The organism is Bergeyella cardium (assembly GCF_009914665.1).
Taxonomy (GTDB): domain Bacteria; phylum Bacteroidota; class Bacteroidia; order Flavobacteriales; family Weeksellaceae; genus Bergeyella_A; species Bergeyella_A cardium.
The window spans coordinates 920542-940026 of record NZ_CP029149.1 but is presented as its reverse complement, the minus strand read 5'-3'; the positions used below and the strand labels follow the sequence as shown (position 1 = coordinate 940026).

General features: G+C 41.4%; 18 protein-coding genes. 14 read left to right on the top strand and 4 right to left on the bottom strand.

The features are described 5' to 3' along the window. Window positions 1-2: 2 nt before the first annotated feature. On the bottom strand, window positions 3-1178 hold the full coding sequence (pncB, locus tag DBX24_RS04350; protein ID WP_120488207.1) for a nicotinate phosphoribosyltransferase: 1176 nt from the start codon (window positions 1176-1178) through the stop codon (window positions 3-5). A 144-nt stretch (window positions 1179-1322) separates the two neighbouring features. On the opposite strand from pncB, the gene DBX24_RS04345 reads away from it, so the two are divergent. From DBX24_RS04345 to DBX24_RS04280, 14 genes are all read left to right on the top strand, one after another. Next, window positions 1323-2108: a DUF5672 family protein gene (locus DBX24_RS04345; RefSeq protein ID WP_120488208.1), complete on the top strand. Its 786-nt coding sequence runs from the start codon at window positions 1323-1325 to the stop codon at window positions 2106-2108. A gap of 2 nt (window positions 2109-2110) precedes the next feature. After that, window positions 2111-3112, top strand: a complete 1002-nt coding sequence (locus DBX24_RS04340; RefSeq protein WP_160224071.1) for a WaaS/CpsH family glycosyltransferase — start codon at window positions 2111-2113, stop codon at window positions 3110-3112. A gap of 88 nt (window positions 3113-3200) precedes the next feature. Further along, window positions 3201-4643 carry a tRNA (N6-isopentenyl adenosine(37)-C2)-methylthiotransferase MiaB gene (gene miaB, locus DBX24_RS04335; protein WP_120488210.1) on the top strand — a complete coding sequence of 481 codons (1443 nt, stop codon included), beginning with the start codon at window positions 3201-3203 and terminating at the stop codon, window positions 4641-4643. Between the two features lie 334 nt (window positions 4644-4977). Continuing rightward, a complete protein-coding gene (locus tag DBX24_RS04330; protein ID WP_160224070.1) occupies window positions 4978-6300 on the top strand; it encodes a sigma-54 interaction domain-containing protein in 1323 nt (440 codons plus the stop codon). Window positions 6301-6315: 15 nt separating this feature from the next. Further along, window positions 6316-7023, top strand: coding sequence for a hypothetical protein (locus DBX24_RS04325; RefSeq protein WP_120488212.1), 708 nt, complete (start codon window positions 6316-6318; stop codon window positions 7021-7023). Then, the gene (gene lptE / locus DBX24_RS04320; protein ID WP_120488213.1) at window positions 7007-7537 is read left to right on the top strand and encodes an LPS assembly lipoprotein LptE; all 531 of its coding nucleotides are present in this window, start codon (window positions 7007-7009) and stop codon (window positions 7535-7537) included. Before DBX24_RS04325 ends, lptE begins: the two co-directional genes overlap by 17 nt. A 3-nt stretch (window positions 7538-7540) precedes the next feature. After that, the gene (locus DBX24_RS04315; RefSeq protein ID WP_160224069.1) at window positions 7541-9013 is read left to right on the top strand and encodes a DUF8458 domain-containing protein; all 1473 of its coding nucleotides are present in this window, start codon (window positions 7541-7543) and stop codon (window positions 9011-9013) included. Next, window positions 9013-9636 carry a TatD family hydrolase gene (locus DBX24_RS04310; RefSeq protein WP_245957156.1) on the top strand — a complete coding sequence of 208 codons (624 nt, stop codon included), beginning with the start codon at window positions 9013-9015 and terminating at the stop codon, window positions 9634-9636. Before DBX24_RS04315 ends, DBX24_RS04310 begins: the two co-directional genes overlap by 1 nt. 270 nt (window positions 9637-9906) lie before the next feature. Next, a complete protein-coding gene (locus tag DBX24_RS04305; RefSeq protein ID WP_120488216.1) occupies window positions 9907-12000 on the top strand; it encodes a TonB-dependent receptor in 2094 nt (697 codons plus the stop codon). 206 nt (window positions 12001-12206) lie between these two features. Next, window positions 12207-14231, top strand: a complete 2025-nt coding sequence (locus tag DBX24_RS04300) for a penicillin-binding transpeptidase domain-containing protein (protein ID WP_160224068.1) — start codon at window positions 12207-12209, stop codon at window positions 14229-14231. Between the two features lie 21 nt (window positions 14232-14252). Continuing rightward, window positions 14253-15473 carry a rod shape-determining protein RodA gene (rodA, locus tag DBX24_RS04295; protein WP_160224067.1) on the top strand — a complete coding sequence of 407 codons (1221 nt, stop codon included), beginning with the start codon at window positions 14253-14255 and terminating at the stop codon, window positions 15471-15473. A gap of 154 nt (window positions 15474-15627) precedes the next feature. Next, entirely contained in the window at window positions 15628-16308 is a 681-nt protein-coding gene (locus DBX24_RS04290; RefSeq protein WP_160224066.1) for a MotA/TolQ/ExbB proton channel family protein, read from the top strand. Window positions 16309-16312: 4 nt separating this feature from the next. Further along, complete coding sequence (locus DBX24_RS04285) at window positions 16313-16711, top strand: ExbD/TolR family protein (RefSeq protein ID WP_120488220.1); 399 nt, start codon at window positions 16313-16315, stop codon at window positions 16709-16711. Between the two features lie 37 nt (window positions 16712-16748). Next, window positions 16749-17612, top strand: coding sequence for a ferric siderophore ABC transporter substrate-binding protein (locus tag DBX24_RS04280; RefSeq protein ID WP_160224065.1), 864 nt, complete (start codon window positions 16749-16751; stop codon window positions 17610-17612). A gap of 141 nt (window positions 17613-17753) precedes the next feature. On the opposite strand, the gene DBX24_RS04275 is transcribed toward DBX24_RS04280, so the two are convergent. The 3 genes from DBX24_RS04275 to DBX24_RS04265 are packed head-to-tail and all read right to left on the bottom strand — an operon-like array spanning window position 17754 to window position 19397. Then, window positions 17754-18731, bottom strand: a complete 978-nt coding sequence (locus DBX24_RS04275; RefSeq protein WP_120489650.1) for a glycosyltransferase family 9 protein — start codon at window positions 18729-18731, stop codon at window positions 17754-17756. Continuing rightward, a complete protein-coding gene (locus DBX24_RS04270; protein WP_120488222.1) occupies window positions 18731-19150 on the bottom strand; it encodes a SufE family protein in 420 nt (139 codons plus the stop codon). Before DBX24_RS04270 ends, DBX24_RS04275 begins: the two co-directional genes overlap by 1 nt. A 1-nt stretch (window position 19151) precedes the next feature. Further along, a complete protein-coding gene (locus DBX24_RS04265) occupies window positions 19152-19397 on the bottom strand; it encodes a uroporphyrinogen decarboxylase (protein WP_120488223.1) in 246 nt (81 codons plus the stop codon). Window positions 19398-19485 lie beyond the last annotated feature (88 nt).

The window sequence follows — 19485 nt, the reverse complement described above, 5'->3', positions numbered from 1 at the left end:
GTTTATTTTATTCTGAGGAATTCTTTTGCAAGCTCTATCATTTTCGGGTCTCCAGTGTATTTGTTTTTCTCATCGGAGAGTTTTACCGTATCTACCCATTCTTTATTTAGCGTTTGTATGCTTATTAGTTTCATTACGATATTCATTGGTTTGAGGCCTACATCATTGGTAAGATTGGTGCCTATACCGAAGGCAATACCTATTTTCCCAGTACAGTATTTGGTGATTTCTTCTACTTTTTCGAGGTTGAGCCCATCGGAGAAGATGATGTATTTGTAGAGGGGATTGATTCCGTTTTCTTCGTAATGTTTGATGGTTTTATCGGCAAATTCCAATGGATCTCCGCTGTCGTGCCTTACGCCGTCAAATAGTTTTGAGAATTTTTTATCAAACTGATGAAAGAATACATCTGTAGTATAGGTATCTGAAAGCGCTACACCGAGGTCTCCCCTATATACATCTACCCAGTGCTCTAATGCGATAGGATTTGCCATTTTGAAGCCGTATTCCGCACCGTGGAACATAAACCATTCGTGGGCGTGAGTACCGATGGGTTTTATGTTGTACTTCATAGCAAAATGTATATTAGACGAGCCAATGAAGAAGGTATTCTCTATTTTATTCAGGGCATTTACTACGATGTCGTGTACTCGGTAGGAGTGCCTCCTCCTTGTGCCAAACTCTGCATATACCACCCCGAGTTTATTCAGTTGTTCAGCTTTATCTAATGTTTTTTGAATGATAATTTCATTACTGTCTCTCTCCAAATGGTTCATCTCATAATGAAGTTCAGAAATCAGGGAAAGCAGGGGTACTTCCCAAAGGATGGTTCTATACCAGAGCCCTTCTACGCTTACTTCCAAATCATTTCCATTTTGGCTGATGTGTACTTCGGAAGGGTCATACCTGTAGCCTTCTAAAAAATCAAGGTAAGGAAGGTCAAGATAAGGACAGGTTTTTTGAAGGAATTTCTTTTCTTCTTTGCTGAGCTTGAGTTCTGCCATAGCATTGACCAATTCCCTCAGTGCATCTCCAAACCCTTCTGGAAAGATATGCTGTCCTCGGTTTATAAACTGATACCTCACGATGGAAGATGGGAAGAGCTTTACCACAGCATTTTGCATTGTTATCTTATAGAAATCATTATCTAAAATGGATTTCGGCTTCATATTCTGCATTGTTATTTTTTGAAATAAGGTCAAAAGTAATAAAAATTGAGGAATAAAACTTATTTACCTTAGAACTTGCTATAGTTATAATGGCATTATATTATTTTTTATGGTAAATAATTACCTTTGTGTCATTAAAATATAGACATTTTAATGGTAGATATTGTAATTCCTGTTTATAAAGAAACTCCCGATGAAGAAGATATAATTTCCCTTCGTCAACTTTTTAATACGCTTGGTGGTAAGTATCCTGTAAGTTTCATTTACCCAAAAACTATGAATATTGAGCATTATAAATCCTTTGGAAAATCTGATTTTATAGACTTTGATGATTATTTTTTTAAAGGAATACAGGGCTATAATCAATTGATGCTCAATCTAAAATTTTATAAAACTTTTTGTAGGAAATACTTGTTGATTTATCAGACAGATGCGCTTGTTTTCAGTGATGAGCTCTCTTATTGGTGTACTAAAAATTACGATTATATAGGTGCACCTTGGCTTAGGAGCAGAGAGAATATCCCACTGATTAAAAAGATTTTTGATAAAGCTGTTTATTTTATAAAAAAAACTGTGAATTATAGAAATAATGGTAAATGGCAAAAAGATAAATCTTTGCTCTATAATAATGTAGGTAATGGTGGTTTTTCACTTCGTAAGAGAGAAAAATTTATTGAAGTTTTGGAGCGTTTGGATAAAGTTGTAAAAATTTATTCAGAGCCCATAAATCAATCTGAATTTTATGCTGAAGATGTATTTTTCAGTGTGGAGCCAGAGCGTAATGGCATTCCTTTTTCCAAACCTGATTTCAAGGAAGCCTGTGCATTCTCAATTGAAAATAAACCCGAAAAAGCAATGGAGTATAACCGAGGGAAACTTCCTTTTGGCTGTCACCGTTGGAATAAAGAAAACAAAACTTTTTGGAAAAAATACCTTTAATTATGCCTCAAACTTTTCAGGGAAAGAAAATACTTATTGCAGTTCCGAATCACTTTGGTCTTCCAGATATTTTTAAGAAAAATCTGGAGTTTTTAGGCTTTGAGGTTTTTATATTATCAGGGGCAGAAGGTAAACAGAAAATCTCTAAAAAAGATACTCTCATTCACGGGATAAGGAAGTTTATTTTTAAGGATAAAACCTATAAGCAGAAGATAAAAAATAGCATTAATGAGAAAATTCAGCTGGATTATTTATCTACCCTTCCCATTATGGATTATGCCCTTTTTATTCGCCCAGATTTATACAGTACTAGTATAGTAAATAGGGTAAAAAGTATCTCACAAAAGGTTGTGGCCTATCAGTGGGATGGGATTAGCCGCTACCCTCTCGTAAAGGAATACATTCATTTGTTTGATGCATTTTTTGTCTTTGATGAGAATGATTCTTTAAATTATCCCTCTACGATAAAGACGAATAATTTCTACTTTGATTTTTTACCAGATACCATTCAGAAGTTGCAGGATGTATTTTTCATAGGTACTTATATGGAAGACAGAATAGCCGAAATCGTAAATCTGACTAAGCTACTCACAGATTTTGGACTTAAAACAAATATTAATATTGTTTGTAAAAACAAAAAGAAGGTACTTAAGTATAAAGACTCACCCGTTCATTTTATCTCTCAGGGGATAAGTTTTGAGCAGAGTATCAGAAATTCGAAGTCTTCCGATATTATTTTAGATGTTGAGAATTCCATACATCGAGGTATATCTTTCAGACCATTTGAAGCTATTGGCTATGGTAAGAAGCTCATTACAAATAATTCTCTTGTGAAGAACTATGATTTCTATCATCCGAATAATATTTATGTTATAGAAAACCGCAGTTACGAGGGTTTGGAAGATTTTCTCCATAAATCGTTTGAAACCCTCCCTTCTGAAATTCGAGAGAAGTACAGCTTTACTTCCTGGCTTCAAAATATATTATCCACCTCTCCTTTTTAAGCATTCTTTGTGCTGTAGGCATTATAGTTGCCCCTCAAGTTGTAGGTGATTATCTTTGCGGATTATTTTAAAAAATGAATTTTGCAGAATGCTACAAGAAAAGAAATATATAGATGAAACCCGCCAAGGCGAAGCCTATGCTGGGAAAGAAATAAAAGGAAATACCAAAAAACTCTTCTTGGAGAGCTACGGCTGCCAGATGAATTTCTCAGACTCCGAAATCGTAGCCTCTATTCTCAGCGATATTGGCTATAATACCACAACCAAAGTAGAAGAGGCAGACCTCATCCTCCTCAACACCTGCTCCGTGCGAGAAAAAGCAGAGCAAACCGTAAGGATGCGCCTCTCCCAGTTTAAAAAACAAAAGGAATATAACCCCAGCCTCACCGTCGGCGTGCTCGGATGTATGGCAGAGCGCCTCAAAACAAAACTCCTAGAAGAAGAGCAGCTCGTAGACCTCGTCGTAGGCCCAGACGCCTACCGAGACCTGCCCAACCTCCTCCGAGAAACTCAGGAAGGCAGAGACGCCATCAATGTAATGCTCTCCAAAGAGGAGACCTATGCAGACATCAGCCCCGTGAGGCTCAGCGGGAGTGGCGTTACCGCTTTTGTAACCATTACACGGGGGTGCGACAATATGTGCACCTTCTGCATCGTGCCCTTCACCCGCGGTAGGGAGCGCAGCAGAGACCCACACTCCATCATCAAAGAATGCCAAGAGCTCTGGAATAATGGCTACAAGGAAGTAACCCTCCTCGGACAGAATGTAGACTCCTACCTCTGGTACGGGGGCGGCGCAAAGAAGGATTTCACCAAAGCCTCCCCTATGCAGCAGGCTACCGCCCTCCACTTCGCTCACCTTTTAGAGATGGTTGCCCAAGCCGTTCCCCAGATGAGAATCCGCTTCGCTACCTCCAATCCGCAAGATATGAGCATCGATGTATTTAAAATGATGGCAAAATATCCCAATATCTGCCGATATGTACACCTCCCGATACAGTCAGGGAGCGATGCAATGCTCCGAGCAATGAACCGACAGCACACCCGCCAGCAGTATTTGGATCTGATTAAAGAGGCAAAGCTCATCGTCCCCGATATCGCTTTCTCACAAGATATAATGGTAGGATTTTCTGGCGAGACGGAGGCCGACCACCAGGATACCCTCAGCCTGATGAAAGAAGTGGAGTACGATTATGGCTATATGTTTGCCTACTCCGAACGGCCAGGCACCCCAGCCCACAAAAAAATGCCAGACAACATCCCCGATGAGGTGAAAAAACGAAGACTCCAAGAAGTAATCGACCTCCAAGGCGAGCTCTCCTCCGCACGGATGAAAACCTATGTAGGCAAGTACCACGAAGTACTGATAGACGGCGAGAGCAAGAAAAATAAAAACCAATGGAAAGGGCGAAACTCCCAGAATGTGGTCGTAGTCTTCGATAAAAAACAAGGCGAGAAGCTCGGCGATTTCGTTACCGTCTTCGCTTATGATTCTACGCGTGGCACGCTCCTCGCTCGCCATGAGGCCTAACCTTTCCACACAAAAAAGAATACCCTCTCTTCAAAACAAAATTTTTTCCCTACTTTTGGCTCACGGCTTCCAGTTGGAGATTGAGTTCTTTTTCAAAAAAATATTCGTCTTTGGAGGCTTCCTATTTTGGGAAAAGGGTAAGCAAACCATTTTATAGTCACTATTGGCAGTAAAAAATTGAGTAGGGAGATAATGAATATCACTCATTAATGGAGAAGCAAAGTGTAAAAACTTTATGGATTCTAAAACTAAGAGAAAAGAGAACACTTATAATTTTTAATTAATTGCTTGGGGTGGGTATACTACCCACTCCTTTATTTGAAAACCAAAAAAGATGGCAGATTTACAAATGATAAAAAACCGATTTGGGATTATTGGCAACTACCCCGCACTGAACCGCGCATTAGAAAAAGCGGTACAGGTAGCGCCTACGGATATCTCCGTTCTCGTCATTGGTGAGAGTGGTACGGGTAAGGAGTTTATCCCGAAAATCATACATTCCGAATCTCGCAGGAAGCATCAGCCCTATATTGTGGTGAATTGTGGTGCCATCCCCGAAGGTACGATAGATTCTGAGCTTTTTGGGCACGAGAAAGGCGCTTTTACAGGGGCTACCAGCACGAGAAAGGGCTACTTTGAGGTGGCAGACGGCGGTACGATTTTCCTCGATGAAGTCGGTGAGCTCCCCCTACAAACCCAAGTGAGACTCCTCCGAGTACTCGAGAGCGGTGAGTTTATGAAAGTGGGCTCCTCACAAATCCAAAAGACCAATGTGAGAATCGTAGCGGCAACCAATGTGAATATGATGAATGCCATACAGGAGGGTAGGTTCCGCGAAGACCTCTATTACCGCCTCAATACGGTGCAGGTAGATATGCCTCCACTAAGGGACAGGAAAGGCGATATTCATCTTCTGTTCAGGAAATTTGCAATAGACTTTGCCGAGAAATATAGAATGCCAGAGCTGGAGCTTTCGGAAGATGCCGTGCAATACCTCGAGAGCTACCCCTTCCCTGGAAATGTACGCCAGCTGAGAAACCTCGTGGAGCAGATGACGGTAGTGGAGCAGTCCAGAACCATCTCTGCCACTAAGATCGCAGAATACATCCCTGCACAACCGAACCTGCCCGCTGTGGTAGGCAATCGCCAGAATCTGGGCAGTAGTACGACGGATTTCAGCACCGAGCGAGAGATTATGTATAAAATCCTCTTTGATATGAGGAATGATATTAATGATTTAAAATCCCTCACCTCCGAGCTTATCAAAAACCGAGGAGCGGTAGATTTCTCTACCCAAGAGCAGAACCTTATCAATAGGATTTATGCGGCAGACGGCGGTTCGGGCGCCAGCCCTCGCCTCTACTTTGAGCAAGGAATAGGGGGTAGCCCTCTCGGAGAGAATGCTCAGCCTGCGGCGTTTTATCCATCGCCCATCAGCCATCATCCCGTAGATATCAATGAGGAGTATCACAATATAGAAGATATAGAACTGGAAGAAGCAAAAACCGATAGCCTCTCGCTACAAAACAACGAGAGAGAGCTTATCATAAAGGCATTAGAAAAACATAAAGGGCGAAGAAACCGTGCGGCAGACGAGCTCGGAATATCCCAAAGAACCCTCTACAGAAAACTGAAACAATACAACTTAGAATCATAATATCCCCCGAATCTTATGGCTACGCTGAACATCAACCCCGTAAATTTTAAATTCTCCCAATACCTTAGCCAAGGTTGGGAGCTTTACAAGAATAATTTTGGCAATATACTGCTGGCAAGCCTCCTCACCTTTGTGATGGCATTCATCCCCTTCTGTGCAATGCTTGCCGTGGGTAATCTCTATAAATACCTGCGAAAACTCCACAAAGGGCAAAACGCCGAGGTCTCTGAAATCTTCAACTTTGATGATTTTCTGCCTTACTTCTTCCTCCAGCTGATATTGTTTGGGATATTCTTCATATTATACATCCCTGGAATCGTGTTTTGGGTATGGGCAATTACTTCATTAGGCAAAACAGATGTGCCAAGCCTCCCCTATACCCTATTTTATTATGCGTATGTTTTTCTTATAGCAATTATCATTATGCTCATAAGTGTTAAGATTTTCTACAGCCCTATGCTGATCTCCTTCCTTCAAGTGAAGGACATAAAGACTGCCTTGAAAGCATCTTTTATAATGACTCGTGGAGCATTCTTCCAGATACTGGGCTTTAGTTTAGTGGTAGGTCTTTTGGCATCGGTAGGATACTTTGCTTGTCTTGTGGGATTAATTTTTACACTGCCGTTCACTTATGCGTGTAATTATTTCGCCTTTGAAGATGCAGTAGAACAGATTTCTTATGACGAAATTTCAGAAATAGGAAGCTATGATGATGCGCATTAGACAGATTTTGGTTTTAGGTGCCTCCCTCCTACTCTACTCCTGCTATACCTTTACGGGCTCGTCTCTGCACAAAGATGTGAAGACGATTAAGATTAATGAGTTTGTGGATAATTCTGCGCTTAAAAATCCTACCCTCGCACAGCAGTTCTCCATAGATATGCAGAATAGATTCCTCCAAAGAACCACCCTGAAAGGCGCTACCGAAAGCCCCGATATTTTTATAGAAGGAGAAATCGTGGATTATAACCCGAGTAGCCCGGCAGCAGTCTCATCCAATACGGTGGAAAATGTTTCAGGAGGCTTTACCCAAACTTCACAGAATAAAATGACCATCACCGTAAAAGTACATTACGAGAATAAATATGAGCCCCAAAAAAACTTTGATAGAACCTATACCGATGAAGCCGTGTTTAGCAGCGATTTAGATATTAACCAAATCGAGGCTCAGCAAACCAAAATCGTTATAGAAAGGCTCATCAATAAAATATTTAATGATATAATTGCAGATTGGTAAAAGATGATACAAGAACGAACCTTAGAGCTCCTCAAAAACCCCCAAGCCCTAACGGCAGAAGACCTCCCAGCTCTTGAGAGCGAGCTCTCGGCTTATCCCTTTATGCAAAGCCTAAGGGCAGTGCTCCTCTACGGGGTTCATAAGTATAACCCTACAGCATACAAAGACCTCCTAAGCCTTACCGCTGCCTATACCACAGATAAAAAAATCCTCTATAAACTCATCAACCCACCAGTGGAGGTTCCACTTCCACTTATTGATGATAAAATAGAAGAGGCAGTGCCTCCGCTTCCACTTATTGATGAGGTAAAAAAAGAGGTAGAGCCTCCGATTATTGAAGAAAAAATCAATGATGAATTACTTGTTGCTGTTGAAGAAGAAATCAATGATAAAACACCTGTGGCTGTTAATGATGAAGAAATAAAAGCAGTGGAGCCTCCACTTCCGCTTATTGATGATGAAATGGAAGAGGCAAAGCCTCCAATTGTTGAGAAAGTAAAAAAAGAGGTAGTGCCTCTAAAAATGGAAGTAGGGGAGACAGAAGTTTATATTCCAAAGGCTGAGCCTAAGAATAAGTATGAAGAGGAAAGGCTGAGCCTTATAGCAGAGGTGGAAGCAAAGATGGCGAGGAAAAAGAATGCAGCACCAGTAGTTCGCCAAGAAGAAGACGAAGTATCTAATACGGATATTAATTTCAGTGAAGCAGAAAGGGCATTGCAGGAGGAAACCCCTGTTTCGGAGCCATTAAAAACCGAAGAAAAGCCAAAAGACGCCCTCCCAGAGGGAGAAATTCAGGAGGAGTATTCGGTGCCATCACCCTCAGCTTGGAAGCCATTGAGCTTTTTACAAAACACACCCGATGCGCTTATTTCAGAAAAAAAATCGGAAGAGGCAATAGCCTCTCCAATAGAAACTAAGAAAGTAAGCGATGTGCCAGAGGTGGAGATCTCTTCATCAGAAGAAAAAGCACCTTCCCCATCGGATGAGCACAAAAGCCCAGTGATAAGCATCTCATTCATTTCAGAAAATGAGGAAATTTTTCAGGAAGAGGAGCATTCCTCCGAGATTGAAGCTGTCCCATCTTCGGAAGAAGATAAGCCTCAGAGCAATGTACCTGAATTTATCAATACTTGGCAGAGCTGGCTGAAATTGGATAAAATAGCTGCGGTAGAGGAGCAGGAAATCAAGGCAGCTCAAAGTATAGAGGAAATCAAGAGCAAGGCAATAGATACCTTTATAGAGAATAACCCAAAAATCAGCAAACTGAAAGAGGAGAACGATTTTATTTTAAAAGAAAAGAGCGATGATATCTCCCACCTGATGACAGAAACTCTTGCCAATCTCTACCTTGACCAGAGGCTCTATGCAAAAGCGATAAATGCTTTTGAATTATTATCAGAGAAGCACCCTGAAAAAAAGGACTACTTCCAGCAGCGAATAAAAGAAGTAAAAGAAATCAGGCAGGGGAAAGCCTAATGATGATGTTTTTTGATTTTCACCATCACGCAAAAGACAAGCAGGGGATTTATAATCTCAATTTTTTAGAAAACCCTGTAGAGACGGCTTTTTCTGTGGGGTTTCACCCTAAGGACTTAGATTTTATTACAGAAAAATCTTGGGAATGGTTTAAGAAAAGCAGTTTGAGTGCTCATTGCCTTGCCATAGGAGAATGCGGCTTAGATGCTTTTGTCCCCACAAGTGAAAAGGAGCAGGAAGAGGTTTTTAGTCGGCAGATTCTTTGGGCAAATGAAATCCAGAAGCCCGTGATTATTCACTGTGTAAGGAGGTTTTCTGAGCTGCTAAGATTTAGTAAAATCGCGAGAGTTCCTTTAATCATTCACGGATTCAATAAAAAGGAAACAATTGCCAAAGGGCTTTTGGATAAGGGTTTTTATCTTTCTTTTGGCAGAGCGGTGCTCCACAATCTCTCTTTGCAGGAGATTGTAAAGAATACACCGATAGACCGATTTTTTTTAGAAACAGATAATACAGATTTCAATATTGAGGATTTGTACCGTAAAGTTGCAGCTTTAAAAGGCATCAGCTTGGAAGATTTGCAGGAAAAAATCTTACAAAACAGGCTGAGAATGGGCTTTTAAAGTCTTTTAAATAAATTATTTATCTATCCATTATTAAAAAATTAACAAAAATAAGGGGAATTATTCCTCTTTTTTATATTTTTGTGCTGTCTCAAAGGGGTGCTGTAAAAGGCTGAGATTATACCCATAGAACTTGGGCTGGTAATGCAGTCTAAGGAAAAGAAGCTAAATGAGTGGCTTGTTTTTGCTGTTGGGTTGCAAAGACAGGCTTTATTTTTTAATTCCATAAAATAATTACCTCTTTTATTTTACAAAAACTTTCATTTTGTAATGAAAAAATTATTTTTTATGGCACAGGCACTTGCGAGTATTACAGCAGCTGCCCAAGAATCTAAAGCAGATTCTACTAAGGTGATAGATGAGGTGCTCATCACAGCAGTAAGAGCAAAAGAAACACTGCCAGTTACCTTTTCTAATCTATCCAAAAAGGAAATCAAACAGCGAAATGTAGGCAAGCAGATTCCTGTTCTTGTAGACAGGCTGCCGAGTGTGGTTTCCTATTCTGAAGATGGTACGGGCTTTGGCTCTACGGCGCTTTTCATTCGTGGTAATGATTTGCAGAGAACCAATGTAACCATCAATGGTATTCCGTATAATGATTCCGAATCTCTTGGGGTGTATTGGTATAACCTTTCGGATTTTGCAGGCTCTGCCGAGAGTATTCAAGTGCAGAGAGGTGTGGGCACTTCTACCAATGGAGCGGGGGCTTTTGGAGCGAGCCTTAATGTACTTACAGATGCCATTTCCCAAAATCCTTATGGAGAGATTGCCAATTATTACGGAAGCTATAACTCCCACAAGCATTCACTTAAATTCTCCACAGGTAAGTTGAATGACAGGTTTGAAATCTCAGGAAGACTCTCAAAAATCAATTCAGATGGTTATGTAGACAGGGCTTTCTCAGACCTTACATCTTATTTTTTACAAGCAGCATATTCGCACAAGAATACGCTGATAAAAGCCCTTGTTTTTGGAGGTAAAGAGAAAACTTACCTCGCATATAAGGGGATTGATGCCAAAACGCTGGAGGAAAACCGAAGGTATAATCCATCAGGGAAATACACCGATAAAAAGGGAAATATACTTTTCTACGATAATGAAACCGATAACTATCAGCAAGACCACGCACAGCTGCATTGGTCTGAAAAATGGTCGGGCAGTTGGACAACCAATCTCGCCTTTCACTATACCAAAGGCAGGGGCTATTGGGAGCAAATGGACAATTGGGGAGATGCCAATGGAAATTTCGTTATCCAATATAAAATGGATAATGACTTCTACGGTACTACCTTCTCCGCAAATTATAAAAAGGAGGCGATAGACCTTATCTTCGGAGGGGCTGCGAATACCTACGACGGTCGCCATTTTGATGAATATATCTGGACGGAAAACGCAACCAAAGCCTACAAAGAAAGACTCGGTAAAAAAATCTATGGCAAGAAAAATGAGGCATCGGCTTTTGCTAAAATCACTTATTCGCTCACCGATAAATGGAGCCTTTTTGCAGATGTTCAGTACAGGTATGTAGGTTTCAAATCTCTCCTTTTTGAAACGATGATTGATGAGCCTCTTCACCTTTTTAATCCAAAAGCGGGCGTTACTTTCAAGGTAAATGATTCTAGCAGCCTCTACCTCTCCTATGCCCACGCAACTAAGGAAGCCAACCGCTCCGATTATAAAGACTATGCAGAGAATATCTCCAAAGGCAACCTGCTCCCAAAAGCTGAAAAAGTAAATGATTTTGAGCTCGGCTGGCGCCTCATCACCGATAGGCTAAGGCTCAATACCAATCTTTATTATATGGGCTATACCGACCAGCTCGTCCTCACAGGGGATATCAGCAAAACGGGCTATCCTCTTAGGAAAAACAGCGGGAATAGCTACAGATTCGGTCTCGAGGCAGATGCCCTTGTAAAAATCTCCGATACATTCTTCTGGCAGCCCAATTTTGCCCTTAGCCGAAACCGAAATAGAGACTATCATACGAAGGATAAATCGGGGAAAATTATCAATCTCGGCTCTACTGAGATTTCCTTCTCTCCATCTTTTGTCGCCAGCAATGCCCTTACTTATGTACCGCTTAAAAATCTGCAAATCACCTGGCAGGCGAAGTTCGTAGGCGAGCGATATCTTACCAATGAACAAGAGGAGAATGCCAAACTTCCAGATTTCTTCGTCAATAATCTCAGCCTTTCGTATGAGCTCGTTCCTCGAGGTTTTTGTAAGTCCGTCATCTTTACTTTTGATGTGAATAACTTCCTCAATCGCGAATATGTGGCCCACGGAAGATACAAAAAAGGCAAGCCCTACTATTATCCTCAGGCTACTGCCAACTTCCTTGCAGGAATGGTTGTAACATTCTAATTCAAGATTTTGACAGGTAAAAAAATAAACCCTACCGATAGCGGTAGGGTTTATTTTGATGCTTCCTCGAAGGTACAGGGCTTATCTTAAAAATTTTTCCTTTAATCAGTTCTAATCTTTCCTGAAGCTTCCACGCTGAAAATCTCCACTAAAAAATCTTATCTTTGCGCCTCCTAAGCTCCGTTTTTCAGGGGTTTTTGCACAATATGAAGCATCAGTATATCAAGATTACGCTTATCCTCCTGCTTATTGCCTCCATTTTTATTGCGAGGCTTGCGTATTTACAGCTTTTCACCGATAGATATGCTCTCAATGCCCTCAATACCTCTATAAAAACCGAGTATGTTATCCCACAAAGGGGTGCCGTTTTTGATCGCAATGGTAAAATCCTCGTGAGCAACCAGCCTTCTTATGAGATTTCCTACACAGAGGCGCTTATGAAGCCTGATTTTGATACTATCGCTTTCTGCAATCTTGTTGGGATTGATGAAAACAGCTTTGTAGAGCGCATCAATACGGCACGAAAGGAGAAATACTTTTCCCCTCTTACCTCTGTTACTTTCCTTAAAAACCTTACCCGCAAAGATGTTGCCAGAATCCAAGAAATCATCTTCAAATATCCTGCTTTTAGTATTGTTTCTCGTCCTCAGCGCCGTTATGAAGTCTCTACTTCTGGGAATCTGCTCGGCTATACCAACGAGGTAAATGAGCGAGACATAAAAAAAGATTCTCTCTATTATCGTCCAGGGGATAATATCGGTAAATCAGGTGTGGAAAAAGCCTATGAAACTACTTTGCGCGGAGAGAAAGGAATTAACTATATCCAAAAAGACATCAGGCTAAGGAATATCGGTTCTTATAAAGGAGGTAGCCTTGATAAAGAGGTGGTAACGGGTAAAGACATCACACTTACGATAGATTATGACCTTCAAAAACTCGCCGAAGAGATTTTAGTGAATAAGCAAGGCGCCATCGTTGCCCTTGACCCCAATAATGGCGAAATTCTCGCTATGGCAACAGGCCCAGACATTGACCCCAATCTCTTTACAGGTCCAGAAAAGTCCAAAAACCTCTACAAATTGCAGGTAGATACGCTCTATAACCAGCGCCCAACTTTTGATAGGTCTGTACAGGCGGCTTATCCCCCTGGTTCTACCTTTAAGATGCTTACTGCACTTGCGGGAATGCAAATGGGAGTGATGACGGATAAGACCATCTTCCCCTGTGGAGGAGGTTTTAATTATAGAGGGCTTAGGATTAAAGGACACGGTGGAGCCACTCCCCTCATCCCTTCTTTACAAGTCTCGAGCAACTGCTATTTTTCCCACGCTTTCCTTGCCATTGTAAATAAATATCCAAATAACCCTTCCAAGGGCGTTGATGAATGGAAGGAAATAATGGCGAGCTTTGGTCTCGGTGTCTTTCTCAATAATGACCTTGCCGTTGGCTCAAAAGGGAGAATCCCCAGTGGAGAATATTATGAAAACAGACAGAAAAAACTCAATATGCACAGCTCAAAGAAGGAGGGTAATTATAAAAACTGGGATGCACTCTCCACAGGAGCTGTTTTCAATGGTATGGGGCAGGGAGATGTACTCCTCACCCCCATCCAAATGGCAAATGCTATGGCTGCCATTGCTAATAAAGGCTGGTATTATACCCCCCACATCGTAAAATCGATAGATGGAAAGCCAAACCCCGACCCAAGATTTAAGGTAAAGCACAAAACCCTTGTAGAGCCAAAATATTTTGAGCCCGTTCTCAAAGGAATGGAAGCCGTAGTACAAAGAGGTACTGCCCGTTCGCTTAAAACTTCGGAATTTACACAGCTTGCTAAAACAGGTACTGCTCAGGTTCCTCAGGGTAAGGATAATTCTATCTTCGTACTCATCGCACCAGCGGAGAGTCCTAAAATTGTTGTTGCCGCTGTTATGGAGCACGCAGGTTTTGGAGCTACTTGGGCGGGTCCTGCCGCTACTCTCATCGCAGAGAAGCATATTACAGGGAATATCAAAAGAGAACATCTCTATAAGAAGATGATTAATGCCTCCTTTATGCCTGAGTATAAAAGACAATGGGTGGCAGATATGAAACGCAAAGGCTGGTACAAACCCACAAAGGAAGACTCCCTTGAACGGAAAAGAAAAGATAGTTTGAAAAAGGTAGAGCTCCAAAATCAGCTTAAAAAAGAGCAGGAAGCTCGATTGAATAATAATAATTCTCCTAATTAACCCCTCTCAATTTCAAACCCAATGGAAGGTATAGATAAATTCGGTATTACAATGTATATCCTGCTCTGTGGCTTTGCTATCGCTAATATTTATAGTGTAGATGAGGCTCTAGGTACTAAGCAGTTTATATTTTTCTGTATTTCCTTTGTGGTGGGGATTGTTATTTTCTTCACCAGGAGTAAATTCTTTGAGAATATGGCTGGGATTTTTTATATCGCAGGTGTACTTCTCCTCATTGGGCTTTTCCCTTTTGGAAAGGAGATTCTTGGGCAGAAAAACTGGTATAAATTCGGGAGCTTTACAATGCAGCCTGTGGAGTTTGCAAAAATCAGTACCGCACTGATGCTTGCCAATTATGTCTCAGGAGCAGATTTTAATCTGAACAATAGAAACTCGCTTATTTCAGCTCTTGCTATTATTGGAGTTCCTGCCGTTGTTGTGCTTATGATTCCCGATGTGGGTTCTTTGCTTGTCTTCTTTGCTTTTGCTATTGCGCTCTACAGAGAGGGGCTTAGCGGGTGGCTATTTATTTTCATATTTGTTTTTGCAGCGGTATTTTTAGTGGCTCTTGCCATTAATCCGCTTTATGTAATAGGAGGGATTATCGCTCTTGCATTTCTTTTTGTTCTCTTTAATTATTCCCGCATCCATTGGAATGTCATCAGCGTAGCTGCTCTGGTGGGGATTGTTGCATTTCTCTCTGCATTTGCTATGGTTACTCCTAAGGTTTTGGAAAAGCTCCCAAGACACCAAAAGGAGCGTATAGAAGTTCTTTACAAAGGTGAAAAAGCCTTCCGTGATACTTCTGGATATAATCTATTGTATTCTAAAACCGCAATAGGCTCTGGCGGATTAAAGGGTAAGGGATACAGAGAAGGCTCCGTTACGAGGGGGAAGTTCGTGCCCGAGCAGGAAACCGATTATATCTTTTGCACCGTAGGTGAGGAGTGGGGTTTTGTGGGCAGCACGGCACTGATTCTCCTTTATACTTTGTTTATCGGGCGTATTTATTACCTGTCCGAAAGGCAGAAATCTACTTTTAACCGAGTCTTTGGGTATAGCTTTGCTTCTATCCTCTTAATGCACTTTGGGATTAATATAGGTATGGTTATGGGGCTTTTCCCTACGGTTGGGATCCCTCTCCCCTATTTCAGTTATGGAGGGAGCTCTCTTCTTGCCTTTTCTATTATGACAGCGATTTTCTTTAAACTGAATTATACCGATAAAAATAGCCTCGTCTGATGCAGTACTGCCTTTAAGATTGTACAGGAGCAGAGGTTTTTTATATCTTTGCTCGCCCTAGGAAAATTAGAGTCTATCCACTTGAAAAGTGGTGAGGATTAAAAAGATAATATTAAAATAAAAATATCGTTAGATTACATTAAAAAATACTTTTATGCAAGATAGTTTAGCCACAGGAACCGTACAGTTACAATCCGAAAAGCATATTTTTTCCCTTTGGGAGATTCTTTTCAGTGGAGGTATTTTAGGAAATACGATTATGATTGCTATTTTCCTTCTCGGAGTGCTTTCTCTTTATATCTTTTTTGAGCGGTATTTCTTCATCCGAAGGGCTGCAAAGGAAGTCCCTAATTTCTTAGAAAATATTAAGGATTTTGTACAAGATGGCAAGATAGAAACAGCTATTGACTATTGTAAAACGATAGATTCTCCAGAGGCGAGAATGATAGAGAAAGGGCTATCCCGAATCGGGCGCCCCATTTCTGATATTTCTAATGCAATGGAAGCTCAGGGGCAGGTAGAAGTATCAAAGCTGGAAAAGAACCTTAATATTCTGGCTTCGGCTTCGGGAGCAGCTCCTATGCTTGGCTTCCTCGGTACGGTGGTTGGGATGATTATGGCGTTCTTTGAAATCTCTAATGTAACGGGTGCCGTTAGCCCAAAGCTGTTGGCTACGGGTATTTATACCGCTATGGCAACTACGGCTGTGGGGCTTTTCGTGGGTATCCCCGCTTATTTCTTTTATAACATCCTCGTTACAAATGTAGACCGATTGGTTCTCAAAATTCAGACGCACACAGGAGAATTCCTCGATACACTAAACAAACCCCTCTAAACCTATGAACCTACGAAGAAGAAACAGGGTAAGTGCAGAGTTCAGTATGGCATCGATGACGGATATCATCTTCCTCCTCCTTATCTTTTTTATGATTACCAGCTCTGCCATTAGCCAGAGTGCCATAGATGTAAAACTCCCCAAAGCATCAGCTGGAGATCCAAGTATCCAAGACCCTACAGCAATTACCGTAAAAGAAGATGGCTCATATTTCATTAATGATAAAGAAATGAAAGCCGAAGAGATAGAAAACTACCTTGTCAACCTCCTTAAAGATGAGCAAAACCCCGCTTTTACAATTCGAGCAGATGAAAATACAAAGCATAAAGACATCGTATTTTTAATGAATATCGCAGAGACTCATCATTTCAATATCGCTATTGCAACGCTGCAAGTAGATTAATACATCATCTCAATATTTACTATCAAAAAAACGCGGGATGGATTACGCTGAGCTACATAGAAACAACCAAACGAAGGACAAAAGGAGAAGTGCCGTTATAACCGCTCTCCTCACCCTCCTGTTCTTTCTCCTTATCTATTTTTATCAGTTCACGAGAACGCTTCCTAAGGAGGAAGTGATCACTACTATGCTCATCAACTTTGGCGATAATCAAAACGGTACAGGTGAAGAAGAGCCCGCTCCTCAGATACCTCCAAACACAGTAGAAAATATCCAACCTCAGCCTACGCCTGTTTCCCCGCCTCAGCCAGAAACAAAACCTCAGCCTCAGGAAACCGTGAAAGATAAAATCCTAACAGGCAAGAATGAAAAACTCATAGCCGAAAAGCCAAAAGAAACAAAAAAAGAGGTAAAGTCAAAAGAAAAAACCACAACTCAAAATACCGATAAAGCCACTTCTTCTCAATCAAAAACAAAGCAAGCCTCATCTGCCAATACGAATAGCCAGCCACAGCCGAATGAAGCGGTTGCAAACCTCTTGAGGGGTAGAGGAACTAAGGCTGGCTCTCAGGGTACGGCAGGTACTTCCGGTAATGAGGGAGACCCTCTCGGTGGCGAGGGCAGTGGCAATAGCAAGATTGGAGTAGATAGAAAGCTCGTTGCATTTATCCCTGGCACTATGGGGCGTGGAGGCGCTCAGCCTGCGCACGACTGCACCGCTTCTGGCACTATTACGATTTCCTATACGGTGGATAAGGCGGGTAATGTAACTTCTGCCCACCGCCTTTCGGGGAGCTCAGACCCGTGTATTGTAAGTATCACCATCTCGTGGATTAAGAGATATGTAAAGGCAGAAAAAGCCCAAACCTCTTCCACAGGTACTTATAGCATTAGTTTTTAAGTAGAATCACATTTTATTCGATAAAACAAAGGCAAAGCCTTTTAGTTAAAATTGCCAGAGAATATTAAGTATAGACAAAGTTGTGTAGTCTTTTAATTTTAAACTAAATGGTAAGGATTATTTTTCAGATAAAGGATTACTTTATACCTCTTGTGGATAGACCTTGCTGAGGATTTTTTGGATATTGATTTCGTGGAGGCACGCCCAGTCGCCCCTGTAGCATTCCTTATCTCCGAATACGGAGCAAGGGCGGCAGGTGAGGTCTTGGATATGCACGGCGTCTTCTAACCGCTGCCCATAGCCGAGGAAGCCCGCATAGGGGTGGGTTTGCCCCCAGATGGAGATGCATCGGGTGCCCATAAGGCTTGCGAAGTGCATATTGGCAGAGTCCATAGAAATCATCAGTTTTAGCTCACCGATCTGCTGTAGCTCTTCTTTTAGTTTGAGCTTACCTGCGAGGCTGTGGGTATTGGGGATTTCTTTTTCCCATTGGGAGAGGATTTCGGTTTCTTCCTTCCCCCCTCCGAAGAGGTATACTTTTTCTTTTTTGGCGATGATTTTAATGAGCTCGTAGGTTTTTTCTATGGGCAGAACTTTGCCTTTGTGCTGAGCAAAAGGAGCGATGCCGATGCCGTGCTTTGCCTCAGAAGTGGGGCGGAGCTTGTCTGAGAGCGTTACGGGAAACCCCATCTCTCGGAAGACATCTGCGTAGCGCTCGGTGGTTCGTTTAATGGGGTGTTTTTCTATATTCCAGACATCGGTGAGGAGTTTTTTTTCTTCCTTTCCTTTATTTATTTTGAAGACTTTATAGCCTTTTATTTTGAAGATTTTATTGAGCATTTTGCTGCGGATAACATCGTGGAGGTCGGCAATAAAATCGGGTTTTATCTCGTGATGAATCTCAAGCGCGAGCTTTCTCATCCCCATCAGCCCTTTGTATTTTTTCAGATTTACCCCTTTAAAGTTCAGGCGAGGGATACCTTCAAATATATCTCTGAAAGAATCTCGGGAAACAATGGTGATTTCCAGATTGGGGTTCTGTTCGAGTATCTCTCGGAAGACGGGGGCGGTCATCGCTACATCTCCCAGAGCGGAAAAGCGATATGCAACTACTTTTATCAAGATTTCAACTGATATGCTACGGCGTAGAATTTTATTTGTTTAGTCATTGCAGCCAGTCCATTGGCTCGGGAGGGGGAGAGGAACTCTCTGAGCCCTATTTCTTCTATAAATTTAAAGTCAGAGGATAGGATTTCCTCCACAGGATGCCCGCTATATACGCTGGCAAGTAGAGCGACGATGCCTTTTGGGAGTATCCCGTCTGAATCTACATCAAAGTAGAGCTTGCCTTCTCGGAAATCAGGTGAAATCCATACTTGGGACTGGCAACCTTTGATGAGGTTTTCCTCCGTTTTCTTATCCTCAGCCATAGGTTTTAAGCCCTTACCGAGATCTATAATGTATTCGTATTTCTGTTCCCAGTCTTCGAGGAATTCAAAATCATTGATGATTTCCTGCTGTTTCTCCTGTATCGTCATCTTATGAATTTGAGGGTTTGTTTTTGCTCTCTTTTATCAAAAAGAATATTTGGACTACAGAGAGTATTGCATTGGGAATGATGACAGGGTAAAAAGGTTTGTCGCCACTGTAAAAACCATAAACTACAAAGCACATACAACCAATCATATTGATAATTCTAATGGTGGTTATATTCTTAAATACAAAACTTAATACGATGAAAATAGAGGCTGTATAACCGATATACTCGGCAATTTGGCTGTTCATAGAAATTTATTTTTGAGAGGGCAAATGTAACAAATCATTTTTATTTGGCTTCTGCCATAAAGTCAGAAACTCCATATTGGTAAAATAT